Here is a 1408-nt window from a genome sequence, read left to right as displayed (position 1 = left end):
CATTAAACCGCATTGTGCTTACCTGTTCTGTAATAAACGTGGCCATCGCATGAAAGTGCTGGTACATGATGGACTGGGCATCTGGCTGTGTGCCCGGCGGCTGGAACAGGGAAAATTCCACTGGGCTAAAGTTCACCAGGGTGAAAGCGTAGCTCTCAACCCGGAACAGTTACAGGCATTAATCCAGGGTTTGCCTTGGCAGCGCATTGGACGACAGCAGGTGGTCACGATGCTCTAAACCAAGCTCGGCTATTCTGCCATCCTCCAAACGTTCTATTTCATTCTTCTCATGACCTCAGGCATACTGCGGTCATGAATACGCTGCCAGATTTAAGCCAACTGACCCATGAACAACTGCTGGAATTCACCCGGCAGTTGGCGATGCAGCATCAACAACTCGCAGAAGATAAACAACAATTAGATGCTCAAGTTCAACATCTGGAAGTATCAAATCAACAATTAGATGCCAAAGTTCAACATCTTGAAGTCACCAATCAGCAATTAGATTCTAAAGTTCAGCATCTTTCTATTCTCAATCAAAAATACGAGCATGAACTGGCGCTGTTTAAACAGCATAAATTCGGCAGTAAAAACGAACATCTCACCGCAAAACAAATCCATCTGTGGGATGAGGCGGTCGAAGAAGATATCGCAGCCGTTGATCTGGAATTAGAACGATTAAATGCAGATAAAACCCATGCAGGGACACAGAAAGCCACAGTCAACAAACCTAAACGTCGACTGCTACCCGATCATCTACACACCATCCGTATTGAGCATGAACCTGCATCAACCCAATGCAGTTGTGGCTGCCAGTTACGTCGTATCGGCGAAGATATCAGTGAAAAACTGCATTTCAGACCGGCACAGTTCTATAAGGAACAGCATGTACGTGGCAAATGGGTCTGTGATCAGTGCGACACCCTGACTCAGCAAGCGATGCCCGCCTATGTGATTGATAAAGGTATTGCCAGTCCTGAACTGCTCAGCCATGTGCTGGTATCGAAGTATGCCGATCATTTGCCGCTGTACCGTCAGCGCCTGATCTATCAGCGGGCTGGCATTGATCTGTCCAGATCCACGTTATCTGACTGGATTGGTCGCTGCGGTGTGGAACTGGAACCTCTGGCCAATGCCTTAAAACAGGTGGTGCTGCAACAGCGGGTGATCCATGCCGATGAAACGCCGGTCACCATCATGCGGATGGGTGAGAATGATAAAAAACCGAAGAAAGGTTATGTCTGGGCCTATGCCACTACACAGTACAATCCAGTTCAAGCCGTGATCTATGACTTTCAGGATAGTCGTTCAGGTCAGCATGCTGAAGCGTTCCTGAAAGACTGGCAGGGCCATCTGGTCTGTGATGATTACAGCGGTTATAAAGCACGCTTTAAATCAGGTCAGGTCA

General features: G+C 47.9%; 2 protein-coding genes. Both read left to right on the top strand.

Annotated elements, in window-relative coordinates:
- The coding region (gene tnpB / locus FTU03_RS15960; RefSeq protein ID WP_179993457.1) for an IS66 family insertion sequence element accessory protein TnpB at window positions 1-238 on the top strand (238 nt) is incomplete at its 5' end.
- A 74-nt stretch (window positions 239-312) separates the two neighbouring features.
- On the top strand, window positions 313-1408 hold a 1096-nt coding region (locus FTU03_RS15955), incomplete at its 3' end, for an IS66 family transposase (protein ID WP_179993458.1).

This window comes from Acinetobacter sp. YH12046, assembly GCF_013419905.1.
In the GTDB taxonomy this organism is placed as follows: domain Bacteria; phylum Pseudomonadota; class Gammaproteobacteria; order Pseudomonadales; family Moraxellaceae; genus Acinetobacter.
This window is presented reverse-complemented; position numbering and strand designations above follow the sequence as displayed.